We start from the raw sequence: 21197 nt of genomic DNA on the forward strand, positions 1-21197 counted from the left end.
ACTTGGGATATTATTTTATAAACCATCTGTTGATTTCAGAAGGTTTTACTTTTTTCTTACTTCGAATGATGTTTCTCTTTTGGCGAAGATCCGAATAACTATGAAAAAAACTGGACCAAGCTCCTAGCAGCTTTGGTTCTCGCACAAGAGCGTAACCAAGACTAAGAAACTCATACACAAAAAGAGGAATGATATGCTTCAGCACCATTGAGAATTGATCGTTTTTCACCATCATTTTATATCGATTAATGTACGATAATCTCCTTACAAAAAGCGGCTTACTGCTCCTAAGGCCTTCCTTCCAGCCTCGTTCGTGATATGCAATAGCAGACGGCTCATAGTAAGCCTTCCAACCTAGTAACTGCGCTCGCCAAGCAACATCTACATCTTCTTTATAGGCAAAAAAATCCTCATCAAAAAATTCGCCATTTAGGCTAATGTCATTAATCATTTCGCGAGCATACATGGCAGCGGCACCCGACACACCAAAGACCTCTTCAGCATGATTGAACTGATCGCTCGTCTGATGCGCGCCGCGGTCAAAGGCTCTTCGAGCTTTGTTAATGACAAGCCCCGTACTATCAATGTGAGTAGGGTCTGATTTGAATAGCAATTTACCTGTCGCACTGCCCGCTTGAGTATGATTATTTAAGGACTTTACAGTGTTAAGAACATAATCAGGCTCAAGAATCACATCAGGATTCAAGATAAGACAATAATCCGTGTCTGTCATCCGTATAGCCTGATTGTGTCCACCAGCGAACCCGTTGTTTACTTTGTTTTGAATAATTGTACATTGCTCTGACCATTTCGCTAACTTGGTTAACGTATCGTCCTTAGAAGCATTATCAATAACTATTATCCGTTCAATTGAATGGGATTGTTTAAGAACCGCTTCCAAACAGTCATCGATATGTCCAGAACTATTATAAGTAACAATGTGAACACTAACGGTTTTCATCCTTACTCTCTCCTAGCTCCTTCAAAAATGCTCTAAGCCCCTCACGCCAAGGCCGTAAATCCTCAAACCCATTAGCACGGATCGCTTCATGTTCCATAGCTGAATTCCTTGGTCTTGGAGCAGGTCGAGGGAATTCTTCCGTCGTGCAAGGATCTACCTTAATCTTCACGCCACTCTCTTCAAAGATGGCACAGGCAAAATCATACCACGAACATACTCCCGAATTAGATACATGATAAATACCATAAAGCTCCGTTTGTATGAGTTTTTCAAGGAATAAGGCAAGATCAACTGTATAAGTTGGTGATCCGAATTGATCACTTACAACCTTTAAGGAATCTCGGGTTTGAGCTAAATTCAACATCGTTTTGACGAAGTTGGCGCCATAAATACCGTAGACCCAAGAAGTTCTCACGATAAAATGTTTAGATGAAAGCAATTCCACATGCTGTTCTCCAGCTCTTTTGGACTTCCCATAAACACTTTGAGGATTGGTATCATCATCTTCTCTGTAAGCATTCGTAGCGGTACCATCAAATACATAATCCGTGCTAATATAGCAAAATTTCGCCCCAATACTCTCTGCAGCGACTGCAAGATTTCTTGTTCCATCAGCATTAATACGATAAGCCATTTCTATTTCCGTCTCAGCAAGATCAACAGCTGTGTACGCAGCACTATGAATGATAACATCTGGCTTCAAGGCTACCAGAACCTCTAGACATTGACTTTCATTTGTAATATCCAGTTGCTCTCTCCCAAGACCGTAAACCTCATGCTTAGCTCCCAGTAGTTTTACAACATCTTGTCCTAGTTGGCCATTAGCCCCAGTAACTACTATTCTCATTATCTGGCACCAAGCCGTGAGCCGTATTGCTCGGCAAAATATCTTTGATACTCACCAGTCTGAATTCGTTTCCACCAGTCTTGATTGTCCAAGTACCAACGAATTGTTTCATGAATACCCGTCTCAAAATTATGCTTCGGTTGCCATCCAAGGTCCTTCGTAATCTTAGTTGCATCAATACCATAGCGACGGTCATGCCCTGGACGATCTTTTACAAATTGAATCAATGATTCCGGTTTACCCAATTCACGAAGAATCGTTTGTATGATTTGAATATTCGTTCTCTCGTTATTACCGCCGATATTGTAAACTTCACCGTTAATCCCTTTATGTAAAACGAGATCAATTGCGCTGCAGTGATCCTCGACATACAGCCAATCTCTAATATTAAGACCGTCACCATAAACAGGAAGAGATTTATCGTTCAAAGCGTTCGCAATCATTAATGGGATTAACTTTTCAGGGAACTGATAAGGACCATAGTTATTTGAACAACGAGTGATATTAATAGGAAGTCCAAAAGTCTCGTGATAAGCCCGTACCAGAAGATCTGACCCGGCTTTACTAGCGGAATAAGGGCTGTTCGGGGCTAATGGCGTTTCTTCTGTAAAAAGCCCAGTCTCACTAAGAGTTCCGTAAACTTCATCCGTAGAGACATGAACAAATTTCTTAACAGCATATCTCCTAGCAGCTTCAAGTAAAACCTGCGTGCCAAGTACATTTGTCTTTACGAATACATCCGGTTCCAAGATGCTTCGATCCACATGCGATTCTGCGGCGAAATGTACAACCGTATCGATACCCTGATCGAACAGACTATACACTAGCTCCGTGTTTATGATGTCACCCTTAACGAATGTATATTGGCTATTTTCTTGAATCGATAAAAGGTTCTCTAGATTCCCAGCATACGTCAACGAATCAAGATTAATAATTTCATAGCTAGGATAGCGATCCAGCATATAATGAACGAAGTTGCTGCCGATAAACCCGGCTCCGCCTGTAATAAGTATTTTCATATGCGTATGACTCCCATTTTAAAAGTTTATTTCCGCATCTTTAAGCAGCGGATGCTTTTGATCTTTATCAGAAAGAATGGGTTTAGATGTTGGCCAATCAATACCAATAGCCGGGTCGCTCCAAAGTAAACCTCTCTCGTGTTCAGGGGAGTAGTACTCGTCCACTTTGTAAAGCACCTGCGTATTAGGAACAATCGTACAAAAACCATGGGCAAAGCCTTGTGGAACCAGTAGTTGACGCTTATTAGCCTCGCTTAGAATAACCCCTACCCACTGGCCAAACGTAGAAGAATCCTTGCGTATGTCTACCGCGACATCATAAATCGCACCGGAAGCAACGCGCACAAGTTTTGTTTGTGCTTTGGGATTCAGCTGATAGTGAAGCCCACGCAATACGCCTTCTTCCACTGATAAAGAATGATTATCTTGAACATATGGAAAGTCAATACCGTGCTCAGCAAACTTCGAACTATTGTAACTTTCCATAAAAAAGCCCCGACTGTCACCTAAGACATCGGGCACTACAATATATAAACCATCTAGCCTCGTGGATAAAATATTCATCGCTTAGGCACCCTCTTTCAATAAACTTCCCAAAATACTTCTCCAAAACAAAACTTTGGCCAATACGTTGGCTATAGTTAAAGAGATATGAGTTACCTGCATCTGTCACCAACAATCTAACTTGGTATACGTTGTTAAATCAGTGATTTCAAGCTCACCGTGCCTGATGTTTCGAGTGTCTTAATTATACCAAAGAAAGAACTATAAAACATATAAATTCCTATAACCTTGAAATTACTCTTTGGATTTTTAGGATTTTCCTCATTAATTGAGATTTATCTCCTCGAGGAATTTCCATTATTCTACTATTCCTGTTTGAAGAACCAACTCGATGACTTATCTCGAGAGGAAGGCAAAAATTTAGTAATAGAAAGTCTGAAAAGAATTCTTTATTTATCCCTTTACATTTATATCTATAAGTACAGTAGTCTCATATCAAATGTTCTAAGCCCTCTTACCTGAAATGGTCAACCTCCAATTTTGTAAACATTGAAAAAAGCTCCTATGCTGAAACCTGGCGCCTGAACTCTAACGGTGTCAGCTTGTTTAACTTTAACTGGATTCGTTCTTCGTTATAGAATCGGATAAATTCTCGATTCGTTGTTGAGCTTCTTCGATCGAACGGATATCATAAGGATAGAGCGCTTCCGCTTTGAGATGCGAGAAGAAGCTTTCCATAGCGGCCTTGTCTAGACAATTACCGCGACGCGACATGCTTATTTGGGCTCCAACCGTAGGCAGCATGTTTTGGTATTCATGAGACGTGTACTGGAATCCTGGATCGCTATGAACGATCAATCCGGTAACGTCTTTGTGCTGTTTAAAGGCTTTGTTGAACGTGTTCAGTACCAACTCGTTGTCGTTACGAAGACTTTTATGGTACGCGATTATGTCGTTGCCGCATAGGTCCTTTATGGCTGACAAATAGATTCGCTGATCTCCTACACGAAACTGTGTAACGTTGGTAACCCACTTTTCGTTTGACTTTGCTGCTGTAAAATCTCGATTTAACAAGTTAGGAGCCATTCTGCCGTCTGATTTCATAGCCTGATGTACGCTAAAATATGGGCTTTGGTTCGAATGATAGAGCGGATCTAAGCTCCTACATAATACGTTGTAACTTCTTGTGATTCACCGTGACATCATACTGCCGTTTCAATTCAGCTGTTATTCTTCGGTAGCCGTACTTGCGTTCTCGTTGAATTTAGATGGCTTGAATGCGTTGAGTAACCTCTCCATCCGGTTCTTGCTTCTTTCGCTTAAGATAGCGATAGTAAGCACTTCTCCAAACGCCCAGCAGATTACAAAGCTGTACTACAGGATAGATCTTTGGAGCCTCTTCGATGATTGAATACTTCCCTTTTACACCTCCTGTTTTCAAATGTCCAAACACTTTTTTAGCATTGTATTTTCTCTTTTGATCTGATGATATTCTCGATCCTTGTCAATATACTCCGTCCTACGCCCACGTTGATGTTAATCGTGAGAGCCACCGCTGGTTTCCTTCGTTAGAATGGAGGAATGCGTGTCCGAATACGGAACGCAAATTTACAGCGGGAGGTTCCTGAATGACAAAGTATCGAGACATTTTGCGGCTGAGCAGCATGGGGCTCAGCCAGCGGAGCATTGCGTCAAGTTGCCAATGCTCGCGAAACACCATCTCCGAGGTGTTGGATCGTGCAAATGAGAATGGATTGGCATGGCCGTTGCCAGAAGATGTGACGGACGCCGATCTGCAGTACCTGCTTTTTCCCGAGAAAGCGCAAGCTTCCTCACGCAAAATTCCGGATTGCGAATACATCCACCGGGAATTGGCGAAGAGCGGCGTGACCTTGAGCCTGCTTTGGAGCGAATACTGCGAAATGTGCAGGTTAAGTCGCGAAATCCCCCTGAAGTACACGCAATACTGCAACTATTACCGTAAGTACGCCTCGACCACGAAAGCGACGATGCACATCCAGCGCAAGCCCGGCGAGCAAATGGAAGTAGACTGGGCCGGTCAGACTGCGACCGTGGTGGATGCCGAGATTGGCGAACTGCTACCAGTGTACATCTTCGTCGCCGCATTATCCTGCAGCCAATTTGCTTACGTAGAGGACTTCCTGTCCCAGAATCAAGAAAGCTGGATCACAGCCCATATTCATGCGTTTGCCCATTTCGGCGGCGTCACCAAAATCCTCGTGCCGGATAACCTCAAGACCGGCGTAGAAAAATCCTCTTGGTATTCCCCCGTAATCAACAAGACATACCAAGAAATGGCGGAGCATTATGGCACGACTGTCATCCCCGCCCGCGTTCGCAAACCCAAGGACAAGCCCGGCGTCGAAGGTACGGTCGGCATCATCTCCACCTGGATTCTGGCTGCTTTACGCCAGCAAACGTTCTTTACACTGACGGAGCTAAACGAAGCCATTGCCGATAAGTTGACGGTGTTCAATAAACGGCCGTTTCAAAAAAAGCCGGGTAGCAGGCTGAGCGCGTTCCTTGACGAGGAGAAACACGCGCTCCTGCCGCTACCTTCTTCCGCGTACGAATGCGCTATTTGGAAAGTCGCCACCGTACAGTTTAATTATCACATAGCCGTCGACAAGATGCATTACAGCGTGCCCTATGAATATATCAAGCACAAAGTGGATGTTCGCGTCACCCGAGGCGTTATAGAGGTGTTCTACAACCATCACCGCATCTGCTCGCATCCAAAGCTCTACGGCCGCCCCGGACAATATCACACGCTTGCCGATCACATGCCCGACAAACATAAGCAGTATGTTCAGTGGAATGCCGAGCGTTTTATCAAGTGGGCAGAGCAAGTCGGCCCCTCCACCGCTACCGTCATTCGAGCGATTTTAACTGGACATCGGGTTGAGCAACAAGGCTACAAAGCTTGTATGGGCGTGCTGAAGCTCGCGGATCTGTACTCGCTCGTTCGTGTAGAGGCGGCCTGTGCCAAAGCGCTCAGCTATACGCCAAGCCCCGGTTTCAAGCATATCAGCACCATTCTAAAGTCCGGCCAAGACATGGTGATCCTGGAACAAGCGGCGGCGGCAGAAACCGACTCCGACACTCGTCCGCCGAGCCTGCATGGCTTCACACGCGGCGCAAGTTATTACGGGAGGAACTAATCATGGTCAATGAGACGACAACCAGCAAACTCATCAGCATGAAGCTTGGTGTGATGGCGGAAAACTTCCGTGAGCAGATGAAGACGCCGTCATTCCATTCCCTTTCTTTTGAAGATCGGCTCGGGCTCCTCGTCGATGCGGAGTGGATAAGGCGGAAGAACAACCATCTGGATAAACTGATCAAGAAGGCTACACTCCGCTATCCGAACGCCTGCGTTGAAGATATCGAATATCATGCAGACCGTAGACTAGACCAGGCGCAAATCCTGCGGCTATCCACCGGCAACTTCGTTCATGAGATGCATAATGTTATTCTCATGGGCGCTTCCGGCGCCGGAAAAACTTATATCGGCTGCGCTTTGGGAATTTCCGCTTGTCGGCGGTTTCTGGCCACCAAGTACATCCGTCTGCCGGAGCTATTGACCGATTTGGCTGCCGCTCGCGGGGAAGGCACATACAAAAAGGTGATCGCCCAGTACAAGAAAATCAGCCTGCTCATTATTGACGAATGGCTGCTCGTCTCGCTCACGGCAATCGAATCCCGCGACCTGCTTGAAATCATCGAGGCGCGATACCAAAACGCCTCCACGATTTTTATCTCGCAATTCGCACCGGAAGGTTGGCACGAAAAAATCAGCGAACAGACTATGGCTGACGCAATCCTCGATCGCATCGTGCATAATTCGTATCACATGCTCATTGACGGTGAAGATTCTATGCGCAAGAGAAAAGGAATGCCGACGTAATATCAGAAGAAAATAAAGTAGCCTGCTCCAATTGAGGTTGCCTTCGGGTAGCCTCATTTTACTTTGCATTGAGTGTTCATCATGACAAACGAAAATGCGAGATTTCATGTGTCAGGCTTTCGAAAAATTGCTATCTTATTCCCGAAAGCTATTTATGCACGAACACGAGTGTTATACTTTTGAGGACATAATTGATAGCTAATAACACGACAAAACATGAGATATAACATAGTGAAGGAGGAGTGTTTTTGAAATGCATAAAGTTATCGAGCCTAAAATTCTCTATTTCGGAACCCCTGTCGTCCTCATAAGTACATTAAACGAAGATGGTTCAGCTAATTTAGCCCCTATGTCTTCAGCATGGTGGTTAAACCAATCTTGTATGCTCGGTATGAGCCGCAGATCCAAAACCGTGCAGAATCTCATTCGCGAAAAAGAGTGCGTACTGAATCTTCCCTCAGCAGACCTTGTTAGTGCAGTTGACAGACTGGCTTTGCTTACCGGCGTGAATCCTGTGCCCGAGTCCAAAATGCAGATGGGATACTCCTACGAATCCGATAAGTTTGGAACGGCCAAACTCACCCCGGAGCCTTCCGATTTGGTTAAGGCACCCCGTGTTGCGGAATGTCCGATTCAATTAGAGGCAACTCTCACCCAAGTACATAACTTCAGCGAACCTAGCTTGCTAGCATCAATCGAGGTTGCCATCACTAGAGTGCATATTGATGAAAAGCTTATAATGATGGGGGAGAACAACTATATTGATCCAGATAAATGGAACCCACTGATTATGAACTTCTGTGAATTTTACGGACTCAGTGGTAAATTGCATCCATCCAGATTGGCCCCGGTATTCGGTCCGGCATCCCGTAATAAAGGCTCACGAGCATTAAGTTAACTTGGAACGATAGTTGAATCATAGCTGCGGCATTCTATGACTTTATTTATGAATCTTAGAACTGCCGCTGCCTCTCTGTCCAGTTCAGTCTAACACTTATTTCTCAAAAGCTAGCGTTTTTCATCTCTAAAAATGCATCAAATCAACAATTTCAGTCTATTACTTTATTTTATTCGAACACGTAACCTGCACGCCGAAGCCACTTCATTTCGGGGTGGCTCTCTTCATTAACATGGCGGCTCTAATTTATTAACATCGTGGCTCTCACTCATTAACCGAGCGGCTCTACCGCGCTGAAATATTCACCCTGTTGACGATATTTCCGCATCCATCTCTTCAACACGATCTTTATCCTGGATATCTAAATGTTCCGTGATTTTCGATATGTCCATTTCTCCACCAGATGCAGCCGAATAGACTCGCGCTTCGTCTACTCTGAATAAGTTTTATATTTTTGTCCTGTTGTCCCCATAAAAATACACCCATTAGAATTCATCGGATTAACCAGGGGGCTTTTCCAATGTCTGTACTAAGGGGTGCACTTCAAAATAGGATTGAGGGCTTTTTTTGTTTACTTCTAACACTCCGTTATAGCTGATCCCATATTTCTCCACTCAGGTACCTCCCCCTGCGTTCGATAAGAGCAGATAAAACTTTAATTGGCCCTCCTCGTACACAATAGCGTATTACTTAGCCATGATATCCAATCCAAGTTCGCTATACTTGTTCAGCATAATCTGCGGTGCAATCATATCCCTCATGTCCACTTTGCCCCATGGGTTACGCTCATAGGGGAGCAAGCCGCCGATATCGTGAACTTACATTCTTTGGTTGGAGAACACCAGAACTCGTATAGGCGGTTTATTTGTATAAGTGGAAAAATGGACTAGATTACTTTATTGATATTTACCACGATAGTCATGTTGTTGTAATACAGAGAGGTACGGTTTGAGTAAGGATTTTTAAATACAAAAATGCCTTGCGGGATGCTTTCCCAACTGGCTTATTTTGTGTGACCATTTAATTTATTTGTTGTCCAGACTAAATATTTTTCACTTTACCTATTTCATTTTTATTACTAATCAATCTAAGGATGAATCTTCTCAACTTGTCTGTACGAGCCTCAGTTAAGAGTGATATTATCCATGAGTAAATAATAACGATTAAAGCAACCACAGGAAACCAGTGATAAAAGTTTAGTTCTCGTGGGAAGTGCCACCATTTGGACCGTTTTAATTCATAGAAAAAATCCATAGTTGGGTAATGCAAAAGATAAAGTGAGTAAGAAAATCCAGCTAATTTTCGATAGGGGTTCCAACTTGAAACTTGTAATGATTTGTTGTTAAAAAAACATAATACGAGGTATATGGTAATAGAAAATGATATACCTACCACCATGTTTGGAAGAAGTGCAGGAATAAGCGAAAGCGGATTAGACACTATGGGTATGTGTGATCCCAATAGATAGTTATAAATTGTACTATTTACCGACAGAACGTCTAATGCTAAAGATACTAATATTAACATTGTGGCAATTAATACAGAATTAATGCGAATTGTTCTTACCATGACAAGTAGCGATCCAAGCAACCAAACCGGAAACATACCGATAACTCCAATACCAACAAACCATGCGATAACTGCAGTTGCTACTGTGTATATCAGCCTTGTAATCCATTTAGGTGATTTAATAGCCAGAACTATACAAGGAAATAATATATAGTACCAGAACTCAAATGAGAGACTCCATAGAGGACCATTATGACCAAATAAATGAACACCGCGTATTCCTTGCAAGAAAAATACATTGCCAAGGAAAGTGGTCCATCGTAAGTCTGTTGTTATCAGACTCTCATCACCCATGCCAAATAAATGATACTGTATATACTTCCACGCGACAGTCAGCAACAATGCGGGTATCAGAACAATCCATAAACGTGTTAATCGATTTGTTAGATATATACGCCACGACCAACGATCATTATCAATCATCTTGAGTACGCTCGAAGATACAAAGAAACCACTTAACACGAAAAACACCATTACGAACTTAAATCCACTTTGTGACCATTCATAGATTGATAGTTTGATAAAATCTTTTAACCAAACCCCTGTGCCTGGGGGCGCACCTGCTACGCCAAAAGTGGGACTTAAATGTTGAACTAAAACAGTTAAAGCCGCAAAAAACCGCAGAAAATCCAAGTATTTAGACGCTCTACTATCATCCTCAATAGGTATACCAACTAGTTTTCTCGACATTATCGTCCTCCATGATTACATATATCAACATATATACCTTTATGTTAAATACAAATAAATATAGTTCAATTAGCACGTAATATTTACATCGTACTTGACGTTCCATAAAATAGCCACGTCTGTTACTCTTATAATTTTAGTTTTCCAAACTCTTCACCGAAAAATAAATCCTTTGCTAATTCATTGGCTTTAGCTAACGAAGCATGGGTACCAGCATCTGTCCACCATCCGTGAAGAATATCGAAGGTGAGTTCATTTCTTTCGATGAAAGAGTTATTTACATCCGTAATTTCCAATTCCTTTCGGGCTGATGGTTTGAGTGTTTTTACAATATCAAATACTGAGTTATGATACATATAAATCCCAGTTACTACGTAATTGCTTTTAGGTTCTAGAGGTTTCTCCTCAATAGAAAGGATCTTATCTCCTTGCAAATCAGCAACTCCATATCTTTGAGGGTCTTGAACTTCTTGGATAAGAATTTTAGCCCCAGTTTTTTGGGATCTGAAGTTATTTACGAATGGAACGATGCTTTCCTCAAAAACATTATCACCCAGAATTACGACCATTTTGTCATTTCCCACAAAATGCTCCGCCAGATCTAAGGCCTGCGCAATACCCCCGGCTTCATCTTGTACTTTATAAGTGAAGGTTACTCCTATATCTCGGCCACTTCCAAGAAGATTCACCACATCACCCATATGTTCTTTACCTGTCACAATAAGAATATTGCTTATATCTGCTTGCTTTAACTTAGCCACAGAGTGGAAGATCATTGGATATTTTCCTACAGGAAGTAAGTGTTTATTTGTTACTTTCGTCAATGGAGATAATCTAGAACCAGTACCACCTGCCAGAATTATTCCTTTCATATCAAACCCCCCTAATATTTTATAAAAGCCTATTATGAGTTCTTATCAGCTGCAATAAATGCAACTCCAAGAATAATAATAGCTACCCCAATCCATTTTGTAATTGATACTGGTTCCTTGAATATATAAAATGCAATTATCAAACCAAATACGTAAGACAGACTTTGAAAGGGATATGCTATACTTAGTGGCATTCTTGATAAAATTACAAACCATAAAAGCGTTGTCATGACATATAGTGTAAGACCAGTGAAAATAAATGGTGTAAAAATTGCTTTCCAAGCATTTGAAAAAGTAACTCCACCATTTTTAGCAAGTCCTAATTTAAACAAAACTTGACCGGTTACAAGCATTAGAACATTTAATAATAAATAAATGTAGTTCATTTTTCAAACTCCTAATTTGCATTATTTAATCTCTCTGAAATCTCTCTTACCTTTTGATCTAAGATAGCATTCTTTTGTACTAGTTCTTTAAATCTATCATTTATTAATGTAATTTGTTGACTCTGTCTAAAAAGTAAAAACAAAGTAAATATCATTGTAATTAAAAACAGTAAAGATGGAGGGTAACTAATTCCTAAGATGTTAGAAAAAAAATCTATAATTTTGGGAAATACTGATAATACAAAAACCATTACTGCACCTAACATCCAAAAAATACTTTCTTTTTCAGAGAAAAGATTTTTCTTAACTCTGTTGTAGACATATACAATTAAAAACAATCCTAATATTGCAAAAAATAAATTGGTAATCACTAAAGCCATCTCCTGACCTCTACCTTTAAATTTCTCTTATAAACTTTCTACCACGTACTAACACTAAAAGAATAGCATACATCATTTTAATCATATATTTAATTGGATTTAATATCCCACTATGCATACTCACGCCAAATTCTCTACTTCTCATTTCTACTTGATATTCAATAATTTTATAATTTGATAAGAGCATTTCAATTATTAAATTTGCATCGGGAAATTCAGGATAGTTATTCATCATCGCATACTTCATGAATACTCTTCGTTTTAGAACTTGAAAACCGGAAGTTGGATCAGTAATATCCGTTTTACAAATATACTTGATAATTTTCCTGAAAATTGTTGTACCTATTTTCCTGAATATACTATGATTATAGCTCGATTTCATTTTAAATCTCGAACCAATTACAATATCAGCATCGTTTTCTTCCATTATATCTACTAACTTTTTGGCCTCTGAGGCTATATGTTGTCCGTCACCATCAAATTGTATAACGATCTGATAATTCTTATCTACTGCATACTTGAAACCTGTTTGTAAGGCGCCCGAATATCCAAGATTAACTGGAAGAGATAAATAGCTTATACCATTAGTCTGTTTTAAAATATCAAGAGTATTGTCTATTGAACAATCATTTACCACCAGAATATCTACAAAGTCCAAATCTTGTTTAATCTCCTGTACAACTTTGAGTATATTCTTTTCTTCGTTATAAGCTGGAATAATCAATAATATATCATTCAAAATTATATCCTCCTTATTAATTTTTCTTTCATTATTTGTCTAAAGTTTTAATTCAAAACTTCCATCTAAAGCAGTAGACTTTACTTTTGGTACTTTATAAAGGGAAAGTAAAATAATAATTGGTAATACAAGTGAACAAAAATAAAAATATCTTGAATCCTGAGCAGGAATTACCAGCATAATTCCAGCTATTTGCGCCAAAATAGGAACAAAAATTATTATTGCTTTATATGTATTTCTCCTAACGAAAAGGAACCCAAAAAAGATCATTAAATATATAGATATTGCTGGTCTCCAAAACATCCAGTTGTGTTCACTAGAAGATGTGAACCCTACAATTTTCATTAAAATATCACGAGTATTCGGTAGCAAGCTTGTTTGCTTAAGTCCGAGTTCATTTGGGTAGATATCTAGTATGGCAGTTGAAGTGTAACCATCGTTTGGTTGTTTAATTTGCCATATAAGAGAAGTCATACTTGTCCAATCATTAAATGCTATTTTTGGGTTTCTTAATACTAATTCTATCCATGTTTTGAGGAATTCATTTTTATTTTCTTTGAAAGTATGGTCGTTGAATATATTGTTAAACAACACATAACCAACATCATACTTAGCATAATTATCACCACCAGCCCAATACTTTAAAGGCATAATTTTTTCCAAAACATTTTTTTCTTTATTTGTTAAGACCACATCACTATGAACCATTGTTCCAACTTGATGTAATTGAAAAGCCATCGATCCATAAGTTGGTCCTGGCGTAGCATTAAAAATGAAAGATATTATTAATTTCACAGAAACTATAATTACAACAATAAATAAACTAATTTTCAATAGTTCTCGCCAATATTTTTTATAAAGTAAAAATAAAATAATTATACTACCTAGAACTGATATAACTCCATTATGTCTAAATAAATAAATTAATGCTAATGTTATTATTAGATATGATTGGTGCTTTACGGATTTCAGCCATAAACCATCTGAAATATACAGCTTCAACAAAAGTATTGTTATTAATAATAAACAGAGAGAGAACGGTATATCCTTCCACAAGGCAATTGACATAATATTATTAACAGGATTAATACTATAAATTAGATTAATTAATAAAACAACCCTCCTTTTTATGCCGATCTTCTCCAAATAATAAGAAATATATCCAATCATTAAAGAACAGATAATTATCTGAACTAATGCCACTGAAGCTGGTGATCCCCATATTTTTTTAATAATCCAAATGTAAAAAGTATGAAATATTGGATGAGAACCAGTGAAATTCCCTGTAATTGTTTGATTCCATTGATCAATTGAGTCAGGACTCATGGTAGCAGGATAAAAACTTAACCAATAAATTTGACTAATTATGAAGAATGGTAAAGCATACATTAAAACTTTCATTTTAGATGTATCTGATGCATAAGTAATTTCCATTATTTTGTTATTAGTTATACTGAATATAACTATTTCAATTGGAGTTATTAATAAATTAAGTAGAACAAAAATAGATATATTTTTAATTGATAATTCAAAAGACAAAATATTACTTATTAGAGAAGATGAAATTAAGAATGATAGAAATATCATAAATAATAATGTTCTTTTTTCTGGAAATTGAATTTGCATTTTTTTGTTATATATAAATTTAATATAGGTAATTCCTAATGATATTTCAAAGATACATATTGTTATACTTGAATATTTATCGATTTTGATATAATTATTCAAACAATACATTATCAATATATGTAAAATCGAATAAAAAATTGAATTATTAATTGATAACATTAATAACAAGAAAATTATACTTGCTAATAAGATAATTGATAGAGAATAATTTATTAATAAATTTCCTGAAGATACAGCAACTTTGTTACCGGTTACATTATACTTGTAATCTGATGATGGGCTCTTAGAAAATAAATCTACTATTTCTTGATTAAATCCATCCTTTATTAATACTTCACCTGACCAATCATGCTTTAGAAATTGTAGTGAAACTTTTTTTCCTTGAGGTAAGCTCAACTTTATTGTCGAAGGCTGATCTTTATAACTCAATAGCGCTCCTTCTTTAAATTCCCAACCTTCCGGATGCTGCAATGAAGAGAGCACTAGGCTATTTCCATCTATATTGATAGCTGTTAACCAAACCTCTGCTCCGTTTGAATTATTATTTTTGTTTCCTGTAGCAGTAACTTCGACAGTAGATGTTGTTTTTCCAAAAATAATAAATGATTCATTTCCCGCTATTACAAGTAAAAGTGCGATAATTATTGAAATATACAGATTTTTCTTTGTTAAGTTATAGCTAATTTTTCTATTTGAAAAATATTTAAAAGTGAAATGAAAAATAATAGAAAAAATAGCTATAAAATAAAAAAACACAAAAGTATACTGTATTTTCGAATTTATTAAATGCTTAACCACTTGTGTTAAATACATAGAATTACAAATAATTATTAAAAAAATTATTAACTTCTTCATATTGATAGTTTCCTTTTTATAACGCTTTTATTTATATTTCCTTTATTTAGTTCTAGAGTTACTTAAACAATTTGTTAATTTTCAATTTAAGCATCAATTCAATTAAAAATGTTCCTATTTTTGAATTGGCAATTCTCATAAGTTCGTATTTTATATTATTTTCAATCTTGTCATCATCTTCATTTAGAACAAAGCCGATATTGGGATACAAAATAGTTGGATTATTCCACAAATAACCAGGACCATTAGCATTCATCAAATTAAACAACTCAAAACCATATTTTTCATATAAATCACAATGATATTGGCTTAATTTAAAATATAACTCATTTACGATTTTACGATTAAATTGTCGAGACATGGATTTATTTCTTATACGGTAATTTACTAATGGCTCAGGGATACTTACTCCTGCACAGCCGTTTCGATACATTGATATCCATGACTCATAATCCTCCATGCCTTTATTCATCCCAATTTTGTTCATCCCATATTGCAAAAAATCTTCTTTTCGGATAACTGCAAATGCGCTAAGCATATTGGATAATAAAAAGTATGGGAGCTCTGTGTTGAATGTTATCCATACATCCTCTTTCAAACCGAAATATTTCACCCATGAATATACAAAAGAAACATTCTGATATTTATTTAATATTTGAATACATCTTTCAAAATAAATAGGTTCTATCTTGTCATCTGCATCAAGAAAAGATATATACTGTCCTTTCGCCATCTGCGCTCCTACATTACGCGCATTCGCTAAACCTTGATTTCTTATGGTTACAACTTGTAATAATTTATATTTTACTTTAACTTCTTCTAATATAGAAATACTTTCAGGATCATTACTACCATCATTGACTAAAATTATTTCAAGATTTAAATATGTACTACTAATAATACTTTCGATTGTTTCTATTAAAAAGTATCCTAAATTGTAATAGGGTATAATTACTGATAAGAGGATTTTTTCATGATGTTTGATTGAATTTATTTTTGTAGGAATACTTGCATTAAGTGGGTAACTTTCCATATCTTCATTTTGATCTGTGCACCATTTTATTAATTGCTTATTCCAATCGTTATCTAAAGGTTTTTCTGGTTCCAAATACTTAACTTTTGTAAAACCTTTTAAATGCATTGTATTAAATATATTAACATCCCACGTTAATGCATAATGTGAGGAGGCTATACATTGCTTTTCCATCTGTCTGATCCAATATTCTGGAAATTGAAATTGTAATTCATTTAATTTTGTTTTTTCATGTAATGTTATAAAGTAAACGTTGGAAAGCTGAGGATTTAATCCCCAGCTGTGCTGCAATATGAAATATGGAAGTACCTCATCTTGCATTATAATAATGATTGTAGGCGAATTAACCGAGGCACTGTTAGAAAGACATTCATTCAATATACTATCTGCTAAAGCATAGGAACGAGCGAATGCTTTACCTAACTGAACTCCTACTGGGACCTGCTCCTCAGAGAACATATGAATTTCCTTAGCACTAAACCAATCTTCTCGATTGGCTACTAATGGGTGAAGAAAAACTTTGCTTACATGTTTATTTAGCCAATTATCCAGTGGTATTGGTAAACGTTCATTATTATTTACTGAGTGTACATACCAGATATTCATCTTATCACCACCACCATATATCAAATACTATTGCAAAAAAATGCTCCATTTTTTTACCACACTGCTAATTTTTCGTAACATTACAACGGCTAATTTCCCTTTAAATCCACTCATTCCATCTACTTTGTGTTTTAGTTTGTAATAGTAGGTTCTCATTTTACTTCGCTTTGTTTTTTTTATCTCATTCCTACTTTTATCCATTGAAAGTTGATATGCAAAAGGATATAAAATATAAGGATTCCATTCACCACTAGCAGTAGAACGATGTAAGTTATAAATATAATACTCATTTTTTATTTCTAATACTGATTTGCCCAAGTTGATAAACTCTTCTGGTATGGTATAGCCATAACTATTATTAAGTAATCCCCACTCACCAAGAGCCCCTAAACTTGTTTTATAAACATTTCTTAGATTGCTAGATTTTTCATCAATTCGAATAATTGACCTTGTTAATTTATTACATGCAAAATACATGTTTTCCTCATATAAGTCAAATTCTGGAGAATTTTGATCATTTTTGTATCGACATCCCACAAAATAAAGCTCTGGTTGTATAGAAAATATATGTTTTACTCGATCAATATAGGAAGATTCTATTATATCATCGGAATAACAAGTCAATACAAATGATTCTAGTACTAATTCATGATCTACGCTTCCATCAAACCGTTTTGCGTACCGCGTTTTCCCTAGGAATAATATTGGAGTCCCTGGGGGTTCCAATGTTAATAGATAACTTTTCTCATATTCAATTTCTGAATGCTCAAGCAATAACATTAAATTCTTATTAATCGACTGTTCTTCTTGTAGAACCACTAAAGAACATTTCCATGGTTTATTATGAGAAATATCCTCTTTTTTTGTTTTCAGCATATTTTTATAAGATATTTCAAAAAGATTATTTTGAAAAAAAGCATAAGGCGAGCTAATTTGTTTTCGCAGATTTGAATTAGTGAACAATTTCTCCATTTGGGAAATAAGCTCTATTGATGTTCCATTATACGTTAATGCGTTTTCTTCATTTCGAAAATAATCATTAAATGCTGGAATTTGATTAGCAATGATTGGAACACCCAAAGAGTACAATTCATGAATACTATAACAAAAAGATTCTACTAAATTAGGGAAAATTGCAAAACGGATAGATTGCAACAATTTTTGCAATTCTGTTCGATTAATTTGTCCTGTAAAAATAAATCGATTTCTTAAATGTTCAGGTATACGTGTTAATAACTGACTACTGTAAGGTTGACCTAACGAGTCTAATCCATCATAGCCAACTAGATAAAATATAGATTTGTTATTCGGATATTTGGACATAAAAGAGACAGCGGAATCAACATATACGTCGACTCCTTTTAATTGGAATATACGTCCATAAAACAACACATCTTGTTGAGTTTCGTTGAGAATATATTTAACTTCTTCCCACTTTTTTACCGGCGGAGGAGAAACAATAACCTTGTCTTGGTCTACACCATAGCGTTGTACATACAAATTCCCCCATTCAGAAGAAGGTACTAACACATAATCAGCAGATTGAATGGATTTTTTCTCCATTTGATACATCTCAAGTTTATTTATACTAAATTCATTAGGTACTTGCTCCATATCCATTAGATCTATTGTACAGTGGGCCCGAACAGATAATATGGTATTTAAAAATTCACCTTCAAATTTTTTCGCACGAAAAGAAAAATAACCGATTCCAACATAATCAAAAAATTCAGCATAATCGATCGTCTTTAGATAAGTTAACTTACGAAGCCCTATATAAAAACGATAACTTTTTTGCAAGAAAATATTATTATATTGTTCTCCGCAATTAGGATCATCATGTAATAACTCCGAAAGGCAATAAAGAGAAAGATTTTTAGAATTCGGGAGACTCGGCTGATGAAGCTTTTCGTATTTCTCACATTCGTGCTTAGGCATATCTAGAATCAGCATAATTCGGTTATTATCATCTTCCAACAACTCTTGTAATGCATTTTGAATAAAAACACCGCACCCACCTGCATTTACTGGCGCTAGTTCATAAGAAAGAAAAACATATGTTCTAGTCATTTTAATGGGCTCCCTCAAGAAATTCCATTATACTTTGCTTAGACTTTTCATTGTTTTGCTTTTTCCAAACTTGATACAAATCCATAATCAAGTCACGGTTTTTGATTACATTTTCTATTTTTCTAGCAATTTCGACAGGATTATCTGGTTCATTGACAATTAGAAAGCTTTCAAGTTCACTACCTTTATAATAATGATGATTTGGCCCTGTTAAACAAGGAACACCCATCTCCATGCTTTCCAATGGCAACAATGGTGCACACTCTGAAAAAGTAACATATAAATTTATATCGTTATCTCCCATAATACTAAGCAACTCATCACGAGAAACCGCTGATTCTCTCCCTTGAAAATCAATGTTTAATTGCTCAGCGAATGCTTTCATTCTAGATGTATATGGAATTGCGTTTACTTGAGAATTATCTATCAACCCTACAGCAGCCAACTGAGTGAATGCATTTTTATTCCATGTATTCCCTGAAGCGTAAACACCAATTCTAATTCTTTCATTTTGTATTTTTTTGTATTTTTTTACTCTCTCTAAATCAATATTAACGGTATTATTTATAAAGAAACTAGGGTAGCCTTTATGGGCATACAAAGCAGCCATACTTTCTTTTGCAAATCCCCATCCGTCTAAAATACCCTCATTGCAAAGCTGAATTATTTCTTGATATCTACCCCAAGAATAATCTTCATACATATGTGTTGTATTGCCGTGCCACAATACTTTCAAAGAAATATTTGGATTGAGTTTTTTCAAAGATTTAGCGAGTTGGAAATAACCAATAGCAAACCCACTATAAGTAATACTAAGGGGTTCTCTTTCATAAATCAATTTTGTTAAATAAGAAACTTCCTCAATATCATGCAGTTCCTTTATGGGCAAAGTAAATGGAAATAACTCTTTAGTAGAGTGTGAGACTCCTAACCATTCTGGGTGATAAATTGAAATGTGAGATTTAAGTGGGATTTCACTTAATATATCTCGTAAATCATTATTCTTCTTTTCAGCAATGATATTTTCCTGATGACTTGAAAACGGTGCAATCACTACACTTTTCCCACTATCCCGGGAACTTTTTCTTCTAACCGCATGAATTATTTTTCTTAGTGGCTTCGACATACGGTAAAAACTATCCATTCCCCTTAATTTAGTAATCAGTCTCCAAGCAAGAGAGTTCTCAATTTCATGAAGTCGTGATTCTAAATAAATACCTTGAGATCTTAATTTATCGAACTCGATTTTGAGCTGTTCATTTAAGAGACGTTCATTATCAATTTGATATCGAAATTCAGTTAGTTTCTCGTTACTGGACTTTACTTCATCATTTAATTGAAAGACAGTTATTTGGAGATCTTTTGAATACTTTTCAAGTATTTCCTTTGCCTTATGTTCTTCTTCATAGTTTTTTTTCAATGAGTCAATCTCAATCTGCGTTTGAAATTCTTTTTCAATACGTACTTTTAATTCTTCAGTTCGCCAACCTATTTCACCTTCAAAAGATAAAATACTTGGGCGAATTCGTTGGTCCATATTATGTAATCTTGAAAACATAACATTACTTTCAAGTTTCGCTTTATCCCATTCTCCTGAAAGGTGCGTGTAATATATATCTTGCTCATCAGCTGCTTTTGTCATTAGATCGCAAGCTAAACCCAATTTTTCATATTCCTGAACAATTGAATGCTGCCAACACCCATTGTGATCAGGAAATTTCAATTCCGAATTTGAAGTAAAGTTATTTTCAAAATGAATAATTCCATTTTTAGATACACGAGTTAATTCACTTAAAATACCCCCGAGATGGTCTGGACGAATATGGATTAGAACTGATACAGTGAACACAAAATCAAAAAAACCGTCAGGAAAAGGCAACTTCGTTCTGGGCTCAATTAAGGATATACGATTAAGTAGATCGGATTTATGCTGTAGACGTAATTTTAAACTTTCTAGCATAGTTGGGCTCTGATCGACTCCATAGAATTCGATGTTAGAAATCTCATCTAAGTATTCGGCATGCCTGCCAAAACCAACTCCGAACTCTAACACTTTAGTATGTTTCTGCATTTTCGAGAAAAAGCTGGACAATACTACTTCTTGAATACCATAAAGCGGTTGTAGAGATCTTCTTTTTTCAACCTCATCAGCCCAACCTAATCCATTTTGTTGCCACCATGATTCATTTTCATATATTTGAGAAGTCATTA

At 36.9% G+C, this 21197-nt stretch carries 20 protein-coding genes; 3 read left to right on the forward strand and 17 right to left on the reverse strand.

Translation table 11 applies throughout. The features are described 5' to 3' along the window. Nucleotides 1-10: 10 nt before the first annotated feature. The 8 genes from BLT91_RS07445 to BLT91_RS31365 form a co-directional block, all read right to left on the reverse strand. A complete protein-coding gene (locus BLT91_RS07445; protein WP_090818844.1) occupies nt 11-961 on the reverse strand; it encodes a glycosyltransferase family 2 protein in 951 nt (316 codons plus the stop codon). Then, nucleotides 948-1808 (reverse strand): dTDP-4-dehydrorhamnose reductase, encoded by an 861-nt coding sequence (rfbD, locus tag BLT91_RS07450; protein ID WP_090818846.1) that lies wholly within the window; start codon nt 1806-1808, stop codon nt 948-950. The genes BLT91_RS07445 and rfbD overlap by 14 nt, the downstream gene beginning before the upstream one ends. Then, the gene (rfbB, locus tag BLT91_RS07455; protein ID WP_090818849.1) at nt 1808-2827 is read right to left on the reverse strand and encodes a dTDP-glucose 4,6-dehydratase; all 1020 of its coding nucleotides are present in this window, start codon (nt 2825-2827) and stop codon (nt 1808-1810) included. The genes rfbD and rfbB overlap by 1 nt, the downstream gene beginning before the upstream one ends. 18 nt (nt 2828-2845) lie before the next feature. After that, nucleotides 2846-3391 carry a dTDP-4-dehydrorhamnose 3,5-epimerase gene (rfbC, locus tag BLT91_RS07460; protein WP_090818852.1) on the reverse strand — a complete coding sequence of 182 codons (546 nt, stop codon included), beginning with the start codon at nt 3389-3391 and terminating at the stop codon, nt 2846-2848. Between the two features lie 502 nt (nt 3392-3893). After that, complete coding sequence (locus tag BLT91_RS33820; protein ID WP_141224957.1) at nt 3894-3977, reverse strand: IS3 family transposase; 84 nt, start codon at nt 3975-3977, stop codon at nt 3894-3896. Beyond that, a complete protein-coding gene (locus BLT91_RS07465; protein WP_090818855.1) occupies nt 3944-4435 on the reverse strand; it encodes an IS3 family transposase in 492 nt (163 codons plus the stop codon). The genes BLT91_RS33820 and BLT91_RS07465 overlap by 34 nt, the downstream gene beginning before the upstream one ends. A 58-nt stretch (nt 4436-4493) precedes the next feature. Beyond that, complete coding sequence (locus BLT91_RS33825) at nt 4494-4595, reverse strand: IS3 family transposase (RefSeq protein ID WP_090819823.1); 102 nt, start codon at nt 4593-4595, stop codon at nt 4494-4496. Then, nucleotides 4596-4772: a hypothetical protein gene (locus BLT91_RS31365; RefSeq protein ID WP_175532140.1), complete on the reverse strand. Its 177-nt coding sequence runs from the start codon at nt 4770-4772 to the stop codon at nt 4596-4598. A gap of 187 nt (nt 4773-4959) precedes the next feature. Here BLT91_RS31365 and istA point away from each other — a divergent pair, with 187 nt between their 5' ends. From istA to BLT91_RS07485, 3 genes are all read left to right on the forward strand, one after another. Beyond that, nucleotides 4960-6513 carry an IS21 family transposase gene (gene istA / locus BLT91_RS07475; RefSeq protein ID WP_090818859.1) on the forward strand — a complete coding sequence of 518 codons (1554 nt, stop codon included), beginning with the start codon at nt 4960-4962 and terminating at the stop codon, nt 6511-6513. 2 nt (nt 6514-6515) lie between these two features. Then, on the forward strand, nt 6516-7259 hold the full coding sequence (istB, locus tag BLT91_RS07480) for an IS21-like element helper ATPase IstB (RefSeq protein ID WP_090818862.1): 744 nt from the start codon (nt 6516-6518) through the stop codon (nt 7257-7259). A 253-nt stretch (nt 7260-7512) separates the two neighbouring features. After that, the gene (locus tag BLT91_RS07485; RefSeq protein WP_090818865.1) at nt 7513-8157 is read left to right on the forward strand and encodes a flavin reductase family protein; all 645 of its coding nucleotides are present in this window, start codon (nt 7513-7515) and stop codon (nt 8155-8157) included. 1041 nt (nt 8158-9198) lie between these two features. Here BLT91_RS07485 and BLT91_RS07490 read toward each other — a convergent pair. The 9 genes from BLT91_RS07490 to BLT91_RS07530 form a co-directional block, all read right to left on the reverse strand. Then, entirely contained in the window at nt 9199-10416 is a 1218-nt protein-coding gene (locus tag BLT91_RS07490; RefSeq protein ID WP_090818868.1) for an acyltransferase family protein, read from the reverse strand. 128 nt (nt 10417-10544) lie between these two features. Beyond that, on the reverse strand, nt 10545-11288 hold the full coding sequence (locus tag BLT91_RS07495; protein WP_090818872.1) for a sugar phosphate nucleotidyltransferase: 744 nt from the start codon (nt 11286-11288) through the stop codon (nt 10545-10547). Between the two features lie 32 nt (nt 11289-11320). Continuing rightward, a complete protein-coding gene (locus BLT91_RS07500; RefSeq protein WP_090818875.1) occupies nt 11321-11674 on the reverse strand; it encodes an EamA family transporter in 354 nt (117 codons plus the stop codon). Nucleotides 11675-11685: 11 nt separating this feature from the next. Beyond that, nucleotides 11686-12054, reverse strand: coding sequence for a DUF2304 domain-containing protein (locus BLT91_RS07505; protein ID WP_090818881.1), 369 nt, complete (start codon nt 12052-12054; stop codon nt 11686-11688). 16 nt (nt 12055-12070) lie between these two features. Beyond that, nucleotides 12071-12793 carry a glycosyltransferase family 2 protein gene (locus tag BLT91_RS07510; protein WP_175532141.1) on the reverse strand — a complete coding sequence of 241 codons (723 nt, stop codon included), beginning with the start codon at nt 12791-12793 and terminating at the stop codon, nt 12071-12073. A 39-nt stretch (nt 12794-12832) separates the two neighbouring features. Next, nucleotides 12833-15277, reverse strand: a complete 2445-nt coding sequence (locus BLT91_RS07515) for a DUF6020 family protein (RefSeq protein ID WP_090818886.1) — start codon at nt 15275-15277, stop codon at nt 12833-12835. A gap of 58 nt (nt 15278-15335) precedes the next feature. Beyond that, nucleotides 15336-16916: a glycosyltransferase family 2 protein gene (locus tag BLT91_RS07520; RefSeq protein ID WP_090818890.1), complete on the reverse strand. Its 1581-nt coding sequence runs from the start codon at nt 16914-16916 to the stop codon at nt 15336-15338. Between the two features lie 27 nt (nt 16917-16943). Continuing rightward, complete coding sequence (locus BLT91_RS07525) at nt 16944-18986, reverse strand: glycosyltransferase family 4 protein (RefSeq protein ID WP_090818892.1); 2043 nt, start codon at nt 18984-18986, stop codon at nt 16944-16946. A gap of 1 nt (nt 18987) precedes the next feature. Beyond that, complete coding sequence (locus BLT91_RS07530) at nt 18988-21195, reverse strand: methyltransferase domain-containing protein (RefSeq protein ID WP_090818895.1); 2208 nt, start codon at nt 21193-21195, stop codon at nt 18988-18990. Between the last annotated feature and the right edge of the window lie 2 nt (nt 21196-21197).

The organism is Paenibacillus sp. yr247, from assembly GCF_900103825.1.
GTDB lineage: Bacteria > Bacillota > Bacilli > Paenibacillales > NBRC-103111 > Paenibacillus_E.

What these genes read in the sequence shown, in the direction of transcription:
- BLT91_RS07445 (WP_090818844.1), bottom strand. Translation starts at nt 961, where the DNA reads ATGAAAACCGTTAGTGTTCACATTGTTACTTATAATAGTTCTGGACAT.
- rfbD (WP_090818846.1), bottom strand. Translation starts at nt 1,808, where the DNA reads ATGAGAATAGTAGTTACTGGGGCTAATGGCCAACTAGGACAAGATGTT.
- rfbB (WP_090818849.1), bottom strand. Translation starts at nt 2,827, where the DNA reads ATGAAAATACTTATTACAGGCGGAGCCGGGTTTATCGGCAGCAACTTC.
- rfbC (WP_090818852.1), bottom strand. Translation starts at nt 3,391, where the DNA reads ATGAATATTTTATCCACGAGGCTAGATGGTTTATATATTGTAGTGCCC.
- BLT91_RS07465 (WP_090818855.1), bottom strand. Translation starts at nt 4,435, where the DNA reads ATGAAATCAGACGGCAGAATGGCTCCTAACTTGTTAAATCGAGATTTT.
- istA (WP_090818859.1), top strand. Translation starts at nt 4,960, where the DNA reads ATGACAAAGTATCGAGACATTTTGCGGCTGAGCAGCATGGGGCTCAGC.
- istB (WP_090818862.1), top strand. Translation starts at nt 6,516, where the DNA reads ATGGTCAATGAGACGACAACCAGCAAACTCATCAGCATGAAGCTTGGT.
- BLT91_RS07485 (WP_090818865.1), top strand. Translation starts at nt 7,513, where the DNA reads ATGCATAAAGTTATCGAGCCTAAAATTCTCTATTTCGGAACCCCTGTC.
- BLT91_RS07490 (WP_090818868.1), bottom strand. Translation starts at nt 10,416, where the DNA reads ATGTCGAGAAAACTAGTTGGTATACCTATTGAGGATGATAGTAGAGCG.
- BLT91_RS07495 (WP_090818872.1), bottom strand. Translation starts at nt 11,288, where the DNA reads ATGAAAGGAATAATTCTGGCAGGTGGTACTGGTTCTAGATTATCTCCA.
- BLT91_RS07500 (WP_090818875.1), bottom strand. Translation starts at nt 11,674, where the DNA reads ATGAACTACATTTATTTATTATTAAATGTTCTAATGCTTGTAACCGGT.
- BLT91_RS07505 (WP_090818881.1), bottom strand. Translation starts at nt 12,054, where the DNA reads ATGGCTTTAGTGATTACCAATTTATTTTTTGCAATATTAGGATTGTTT.
- BLT91_RS07515 (WP_090818886.1), bottom strand. Translation starts at nt 15,277, where the DNA reads ATGAAGAAGTTAATAATTTTTTTAATAATTATTTGTAATTCTATGTAT.
- BLT91_RS07520 (WP_090818890.1), bottom strand. Translation starts at nt 16,916, where the DNA reads ATGAATATCTGGTATGTACACTCAGTAAATAATAATGAACGTTTACCA.
- BLT91_RS07525 (WP_090818892.1), bottom strand. Translation starts at nt 18,986, where the DNA reads ATGACTAGAACATATGTTTTTCTTTCTTATGAACTAGCGCCAGTAAAT.
- BLT91_RS07530 (WP_090818895.1), bottom strand. Translation starts at nt 21,195, where the DNA reads ATGACTTCTCAAATATATGAAAATGAATCATGGTGGCAACAAAATGGA.